The sequence below is a fragment of the Sebaldella sp. S0638 genome (genome assembly GCF_024158605.1).
Taxonomy (GTDB): domain Bacteria; phylum Fusobacteriota; class Fusobacteriia; order Fusobacteriales; family Leptotrichiaceae; genus Sebaldella.
This window is the reverse complement of the sequence record NZ_JAMZGM010000048.1, coordinates 23,113-30,351: the sequence shown is the minus strand read 5'-3', so window position 1 is coordinate 30,351 and position 7,239 is coordinate 23,113. Positions and strand designations below refer to the sequence as shown.

Below are 7,239 nucleotides of genomic sequence, written 5' to 3'. Positions count from 1 at the left end.
TTCGGACACCTGCCTTCTCTCAATTAGTTTACACAATCAAGATTTTTGTGTCCACTTTTTCATACTAACACCACTTCTGTTAAACTCTTTATTGTTCTGCCCTCTTCTAAGTGCAATCTTATGATATGTTTTTTTAATTCCTCATCATATTTTATTTTTTTAGTCATTTTTATACAGCTCCTTTAATAATTTGATTTTATCAAACTATCACTTACTGTTTCAACTTTAGTATAGCAGAACAGTATGGATCCAGAAAAAGTTAAACCTGTCGGGGAAAGCTTGGAAATATATTATATATCAGACGGAGAAAAAATTTATGTTCAGAGAGGGTTTTATATGACCGGAATAATTGAAAATGTGAATATGAAAACATTTGAAACATTGGAAAACGGCTATTCAAAGGACAGCAAAAAAGTATATTATTTGACAACAGAACTAGAAAATCCAGATGTAAAAACATTTAAAGTCTTAAACAAATTTTATGCTAAAGATAAAAATAATGTTTATTATAAAAATGAGAAAGTTTTGGGGGCAGATGCGAAAACATTCAAAGTCCTTACTTTTGAAACAAGTTACGGGGAGGATAAAAATATAGGATTTGAATATGGAAAAATGATTTTACCTCCGCATCCAATTGATTAAGAGCTATTCTAAAGCTTATTTACGAATATTTGATTTTATGTTTTTATATTGTAAAAATAGCAGAATTCTTATTGTTATTATATTTAATTTATTATGTTGCAGCAACAGTTCTTTTCATAAAAGATTATGTTTGGTTTTATAATTAAAAAAATAAAAGAATCCTGAAAATATAACGGATTCTTTTTAATATAAAAGCCTCCGAAAGGAGGCAGCCAAAAAATTGTGGAGTAAATAATATTGATAGTACTGTAATTATTTATTAATTATTTTATACACCTTATTTATATTTTATCATACAAGCAAAAAAAGTCAAGTATAAATAAACACTTCTAAAATTAATTAGAAGTGTGCCCGCATTACATTGTTTCATTCTGTGTTCTAAGTGTAAATTAATATGTGTTACTATACAAATATATTATCATTATTTAAAGTATATTTCAATGTTTTTTTGTTGCTTTAAAATTATACTTTATTGTAAGATACACAAATTAATAATTAGAAAGCTATAAGTTTAATCTAATTAACATATAATTATTTGTATATAAAAACGAAAGGAAATTATATATTTTATCAAAGATAATATGAGTATAATGTATACATGAAAAGATTTATTATAGAAATATAGGAACAAATGTTAATATATGCATATAATAAATCTAAAGTTTATGAAGATTGCATGTAAATAGTAAGGAACCTGTCATTCATGAGGGTTTCTTTTTATTTATCCGTATGATTGAGAGATTATTTGGGCAGGTAAAGGAAAGAATGAATTTAAAAATTAAAAAAGATTATAAATCTTAAAATATAGTATCACCTATTGACTATTTGAAAAAAAGAGGTAAACTATATTAAGGAGTAAAGTATATCTCCGAATTAGAAAGTAGGAAAAGAAAATTGAAATTAAGAAACTGACCTGTATTTTAAAGAAATTATAATTAAAATACAGGTTTTTATATTTTAGAGTAGTACCGGCATTGTTTAAATAGCCGGTTTTTATGATATAATATAAAACGATTAGTGAAAAATGGAATTAATTTAGGTTTTGATTTAAATAAAAATCAATATATAGCTATTATATGTGGAAATTAAGGAGTTTGAGTATGAAGTTAATTAGATTATTATTATTTTTAACATTATTAAATACAGGATATTCACTTTTGATGCCGTTTTCAAATTATAAGATAACAGAAAATTATGTGCTGAGCAATGGAACAAAAATGGAGAATGTGGATTTGGAAACTTTTCGGATAATAGACCAAGCTCTTGCCAAAGACAAGAATAATATATATTTGGGCAGTAAAATAATAGAAAATGTTGATGTTGAATATTTCATGCCGATAAAAGGAATTAATGGAAGTTTATATTATAAAGACAAGGATAATGTCTACTTTTTGGAAATTGACAGACTGATAAAAATAAACGGAGCTCATTCTAAAAGTTTTATAGTATACGATTATATAACTGCTGAAGATAAAGAATCAAAATATTTTAGAGAAACAAAAATAACAGATAAAAATACAATAAAAGATTGGGAAAAGAGAGTAGAGTTAATAAAAGAAGGCGTGTATTTTCCGTTGTAATACAGAAATATTTTATGAAGATAAATCATGCTATAGTGTAAATAGAAAATTACAGGAGGGGAAAATGATCAGTAAAGAGGCTGTAACAGCAAAAGAAAAATTATTTCAGAATAAAAATTTGGAAGACGTAATCAATACACCTTTAAAAATTCAAAGAGAAGAGTGGGAAGAGTCAGCTGGGAATGTAAAATTACCTGAAAACGTGAAAATTGAAGAAGTCATAATAAGAGATATAAAAGCGGACTGGATAATCCCGGAATTTACTGAATCAGAATATGTTATTTTTTATTTTCACGGCGGCGGTCTTAATCAGGGGTCAAAATTAACTCATAGAAAATTGGTTTCGGAAATTGCAAATCGTTCAAAGCTAAGATTATTCATACATAATTACCCACTAGCGCCGGAAAATCCATATCCGGAGGCTCTTAATAAATCTTTGGAAATATATTTGCAGCTGTTAAAAAGCGGAATAAAAGCTGAAAAAATAATATTGGGAAGTGACTCGTCCGGCAGTGCATTGGCATTAGCATTAATTTTACTTCTAAAACAAAAAAAATATTCACTGCCAAAAGCAGCATTTCTTTTTTCTCCAATGTTAGATTTTTCTTTATCCGGAGTATCTGTCACCAATAATGAACATTTAGATCCTAAAATTTTTAAAGAAGATTTGGAATTAACATCAAAATATTATTGTGATAAGAAACACTTTAAAAATCCTATGGTTTCACCGATTTACGGAGATTTTTCCGGTTTTCCGCCTTTATTTATACAGGTTGGCAGTGAAGAGCTTTTATTAAGTGATTCTCTGACTTTAAAGGAGAAAGCATCAAATGTGAATGTACCTGTTAAGCTGGAAATTTGGGAAGGTATGTGGCATGTATTTCAGACAAGATTTGAATCAATACCGGAAGCTGATCAGGCATTAAATAATACAGTGGATTTTATTAATACTATAAAAGCCGAGGCTTGAATAAAGCTATTTGAAAAAAATAAGAGAAGTGAGTAATCAAAATTAAATATTTTAAACAAGACTAAATATAAAATAGTCTTGTTTTTTATAATTGTAAAAATGTGTTATAATGTAAAAAATTGTTTGAGGAGGCAATAATGAAAAAAAAATTATTAATTTTAGCTGGAATGTTTATATTTTTTCAGTTTGGATTTTCGATGATTAATATGGAAATCTGGAATGGACACAGGGAGGAGCTTCTGAATTCCAATATAACAATAGAGGAAGCATACCAAAAATTAGTGGATGCGGACAGATTAGGCTATGACTTTTATGATGTATATTTGAGTGTACTGCTTAAGGATAGTGACTCAGAAAAATTATTGGAAAAAGTTATTAAGAATTCTAAGACTAATGCGGGGAAAATAGTCGCTCTGCAAGGAATGTACAAGGTAAATAATAAAAAATATCAAAATATGAAGAAAAAATTACATGGAAAAGTAACATTATTTTACGGCTGTTATTTTGGAGAAGAAAATGCTAAAAGATATCTTGAAGGTATAGAGCCATATATGCAGTCGCTGCTTGAGAGTGAGTAAAACCAGCTAGAGAATATCAAAAAAGGATTACTATAAAAGCAAGGCTTATCATAAAGAATTAAAGAGCAGGATTTTTCTTAATGTTATAGAAGCATGATATAATTAGATATAGAGAATAGGAGGTAATCGAATGAAAAAGTTATTATTATTTTTGGCTTTAGGGGTCTTTATATTTGGAGATATAGATATAGTTCCGAAAGACCCTTCAGGAGCATCATCATTTTACTCAGCTTTGGTTGTCCTGACTCCCAGTTATGCATCTAAGTACTGGTCAGAAGGTTCTTCAAAGGCTTCCGGCGAGTCAAGCGGAATAAAGGAAAAAGAAACTGCTTTTGATACATATGAACATTATAAAGAATTAGCAGAAAAAAAGACGGTAAATGCTGAAGAGGTTTTTACAGAGTCCGGCTTAGAGAAATTAGGACTGTTAAAAAATGATATAGTAGAATTACAGGAAATTAATGTTGGTATTTTAGTAACAGATAACGAGAAAAATTTAGCATTAATTCCTTCAAAACTTGAATATTATGAATTATTAGACAGAGAAATCAGATAAGTTTTATCGAATCATGAGGAGGAATTATGAAAAAGTTATTGTGTTTTTTTATTTTATGTATATTGGTATATCCGGAATCAAAAAATGAAGCGATTCAGGGATTAGTGGAAATATATGCAAAAGAAAACAAAAGTGCTAAAGCAGAGGAATATTATAATTTACTGCTGAAAGACGGAACATACAGTACTTATAATGAATTAGGAATAATATATTATGAAATGGACAAGTACGATTTAGCCGAAAAGTATTATAAAAAGGCTGCTGAAAAAAATGATGATCTGGCTATGTATAATCTGGGTCTTTTGTATCAGGAAACAGGGAAAATAGATCTGGCTGAAAAATATTATAAAATGTCGGCAGATCATGATAATCTCGGGGCAATGTTTCAGTTAGCAGAATTTTATAAGGTTCTGGGCAGTGAGGATGAAAGCGGAAAACTAACAAAGCTTGCTGAAAAATACTATTTAATGTATTTGGAAAAAGAGAAAAAAATGAATGGAGATTAACAGGCGGTATTATAAATCTGCGGAAAAATTTGATAATTTCCGAAAGAATAGAAATATTAGATATTAATGCAATAAATGAAAAAATCTTCAACAATGCTTGAAGATTTTTTATCAATAAGGAAGTAATTTTAAATTGAAATGATTTTTAAATAGTTATTATACGAAGGAGAATAGTTTATGAATACAGGAGAAAAACTATCATTTTTATGCAATGCATGTAACAAAACAGCATCACCAAAAAAAGAAGTATTAGATAAATTTGACATAATAGCTTATGACTCAATGGTGGAGTGGTCGGATTTCACTAAAGATGATGATCTGGAAAACAAAGGTGAATATTGGCAAAGAAGTATGGAAATACCTGTGAAAAATGAATCTAAAATAATAAGAGTGCACTTTCCGTTTAATTTTGAAACTGGTGAAAGTTTTTGGCTTTTATTTATGCCGGGAACTTCCTTTTTTAACGGCTGGGAAGAACATCCGGAAGAAATTGATCAGTCTGCGATTGTTCAGTGTCGTTTTGACAATATTTTGTACCAAAATGAAAATAATGCATGGATTGAAGTAAAAATATCAGATGTCATTCCTTTGCTGGATGTAGCTGAAAAGTTTACTCCTAAACAAGATATTTCGTACTTAGACAGTTTAAAAAATAGGGAATATACTTATATGTTTGAATATAAACACTGGATTTATCATAGTTGGGGTGAGCAAGGTGATATTGGCGGCTGGGGATTAATTCACAAACATTCTACAGGGAAAAATTATATGATTTTATTTAATGAGTGGTCTTTTCATTATGATAATGTATATTGCGGAAGTTTGGAAGTTGATTTATAAAAATCAGCCAAAATACTGGGAAATCTAAGTTCAAAAGTTTTATTAATAGTTTTTGGAGTTAGATTTATGGATTTTTGAAAAACGGAGAAATATGCAATATTAATACAAAAAATAAAATTTAAAAACAAAAAAATCTTCAAGCATTGTTGAAGATTTTTTCATTTGCAACAACTTGCTCAAAATCAATAAAATCATATAAAATATAATAGCAGAAAAGTGCGTGAAATAAGGAGATTTTACTACAAAAAAAATTCTTGATTTCATTTAATTTGTATGTTAAAATATCAAAGTTGATAACAATTAAGGAGGCAAACTTATGAAATATTTCAATTTAAGAATAATAACACAAAATCCTGAAAGTTATGAAGAAAAAATAGAAGAATTGAAAAGGTACCCTAAAAATAAACTTTTTTTGGCTATAGAAAACTGCAAAAGACAAAAATACTCTGAAAGTATGATAATGCAGGAATTAACAGAAAGCGGATATGGAGAAGTGGAAGTGGACATAGCACTTGAGGAATATGATAGATTTATAGAAAAATCTGGAAATTACAAACTGAATATATAAAAAGCAAACAAGACCTATAAAGTCTTGTTTTTTTATGATTTGAATTTCTCATTTGCCACTCTTACATAAGAAGCATAATACTTTTTTAAATAATTAAATGCGTCAAGAACTTCACCCGGAATGTCTACAGAAGTAATAAAATTCATCCCTTTAGGCCCGTAACCATTTTCATTGTCGCACAATCTGGGGATTTCTCCCATTAAAAGATTTATATATTTTTTCATACTCCACATTCCTGTGATATCTGAATTTTCAAAAATCAGTTTGTTTCCATCACTTTTGACTCTGGCAATATAAGGGGCGAAATTAATTATATTTATGCTGTTATCTTTGAAAATCAGCTTAAATGTGGCGTCCATTCTTTCCTGCATTGTAGAATCCTGAATTATTATTATATTTTTGGGGAAAATGGAATTTTCTTTCAACGTATTCAGAGCAAAGGTAACATTATTACCGCAGTTTGTAGATTGGTTTTCAATCAGAGGGCTATTAATGTCATATTTTAGTTTAATGTAGTCAGCAATAATATCGGCTTCTGAACGATTTTCAGTTTTTATGCCGGGAAATTTTTCAAAAATAATACTCCGTAACTCGTCGGTAGTATGCCCGATACCTCCGGAGATGAGAAGTTTTTCAGCCAGATCATCTTTGATCGCTTTGGCAGCAACATCCCAGCCGTGAATTATACTCCCACCGAAAAGTATAATTATATCAGCCTTCTCAACAGCATATCTGTTTTTCAGTTCTTCCTTTGTCAGAGAAGGAATATCACGTCTTGATAAAAAATTGCCTATAATATTAATGTTTTCAGCGGTTACGTTCAGATTTTCCATTATTAGTCTCCTATCTGTAGTTTTACATATTAAGAATTATAAATTCAGAAAAATAAAGCTTTAGAAAAGTGTATCATATACAGAAATAAGATTCAAATTTTGAAAATATGTAAGACAAATATCGAAATAATTTTTAGGTGAAAAATAAAAAAACCAGGTCTTTCAA

9 protein-coding genes are annotated in these 7,239 nt (G+C 28.8%); 8 read left to right on the top strand and 1 reads right to left on the bottom strand.

The annotated features are described in order from the left end of the window. Window positions 1–243 precede the first annotated feature (243 nt). The 8 genes from NK213_RS12895 to NK213_RS12860 all read left to right on the top strand — a co-directional run bounded on the left by NK213_RS12895 (window position 244) and on the right by NK213_RS12860 (window position 6,240). Entirely contained in the window at window positions 244–642 is a 399-nt protein-coding gene (locus tag NK213_RS12895; RefSeq protein ID WP_253349798.1) for a DKNYY domain-containing protein, read from the top strand. Between the two features lie 1,100 nt (window positions 643–1,742). Continuing rightward, on the top strand, window positions 1,743–2,222 hold the full coding sequence (locus NK213_RS12890) for a DKNYY domain-containing protein (RefSeq protein ID WP_253349796.1): 480 nt from the start codon (window positions 1,743–1,745) through the stop codon (window positions 2,220–2,222). 64 nt (window positions 2,223–2,286) lie between these two features. After that, complete coding sequence (locus NK213_RS12885) at window positions 2,287–3,192, top strand: alpha/beta hydrolase fold domain-containing protein (RefSeq protein ID WP_253349794.1); 906 nt, start codon at window positions 2,287–2,289, stop codon at window positions 3,190–3,192. A 137-nt stretch (window positions 3,193–3,329) separates the two neighbouring features. After that, the gene (locus NK213_RS12880) at window positions 3,330–3,770 is read left to right on the top strand and encodes a hypothetical protein (protein ID WP_253349792.1); all 441 of its coding nucleotides are present in this window, start codon (window positions 3,330–3,332) and stop codon (window positions 3,768–3,770) included. A 130-nt stretch (window positions 3,771–3,900) separates the two neighbouring features. Beyond that, a complete protein-coding gene (locus NK213_RS12875) occupies window positions 3,901–4,326 on the top strand; it encodes a hypothetical protein (protein WP_253349790.1) in 426 nt (141 codons plus the stop codon). 26 nt (window positions 4,327–4,352) lie between these two features. After that, entirely contained in the window at window positions 4,353–4,832 is a 480-nt protein-coding gene (locus NK213_RS12870; protein WP_253349788.1) for a lipopolysaccharide assembly protein LapB, read from the top strand. Between the two features lie 177 nt (window positions 4,833–5,009). After that, window positions 5,010–5,672 carry a hypothetical protein gene (locus NK213_RS12865; protein WP_253349786.1) on the top strand — a complete coding sequence of 221 codons (663 nt, stop codon included), beginning with the start codon at window positions 5,010–5,012 and terminating at the stop codon, window positions 5,670–5,672. Window positions 5,673–5,988: 316 nt separating this feature from the next. Continuing rightward, complete coding sequence (locus NK213_RS12860) at window positions 5,989–6,240, top strand: hypothetical protein (protein ID WP_253349784.1); 252 nt, start codon at window positions 5,989–5,991, stop codon at window positions 6,238–6,240. Between the two features lie 32 nt (window positions 6,241–6,272). Here the strand turns inward: NK213_RS12860 and NK213_RS12855 are convergent, their stop codons facing one another. Continuing rightward, window positions 6,273–7,073 (bottom strand): ElyC/SanA/YdcF family protein, encoded by an 801-nt coding sequence (locus NK213_RS12855; protein WP_253349782.1) that lies wholly within the window; start codon window positions 7,071–7,073, stop codon window positions 6,273–6,275. Window positions 7,074–7,239: the final 166 nt, after the last annotated feature.

Excerpts from the sequence above, each read along its gene's own strand:
- NK213_RS12895 (WP_253349798.1), top strand. The coding sequence starts at position 244 with ATGGATCCAGAAAAAGTTAAACCTGTCGGGGAAAGCTTGGAAATATAT.
- NK213_RS12890 (WP_253349796.1), top strand. The coding sequence starts at position 1,743 with ATGAAGTTAATTAGATTATTATTATTTTTAACATTATTAAATACAGGA.
- NK213_RS12885 (WP_253349794.1), top strand. The coding sequence starts at position 2,287 with ATGATCAGTAAAGAGGCTGTAACAGCAAAAGAAAAATTATTTCAGAAT.
- NK213_RS12880 (WP_253349792.1), top strand. The coding sequence starts at position 3,330 with ATGAAAAAAAAATTATTAATTTTAGCTGGAATGTTTATATTTTTTCAG.
- NK213_RS12875 (WP_253349790.1), top strand. The coding sequence starts at position 3,901 with ATGAAAAAGTTATTATTATTTTTGGCTTTAGGGGTCTTTATATTTGGA.
- NK213_RS12870 (WP_253349788.1), top strand. The coding sequence starts at position 4,353 with ATGAAAAAGTTATTGTGTTTTTTTATTTTATGTATATTGGTATATCCG.
- NK213_RS12865 (WP_253349786.1), top strand. The coding sequence starts at position 5,010 with ATGAATACAGGAGAAAAACTATCATTTTTATGCAATGCATGTAACAAA.
- NK213_RS12860 (WP_253349784.1), top strand. The coding sequence starts at position 5,989 with ATGAAATATTTCAATTTAAGAATAATAACACAAAATCCTGAAAGTTAT.
- NK213_RS12855 (WP_253349782.1), bottom strand. The coding sequence starts at position 7,073 with ATGGAAAATCTGAACGTAACCGCTGAAAACATTAATATTATAGGCAAT.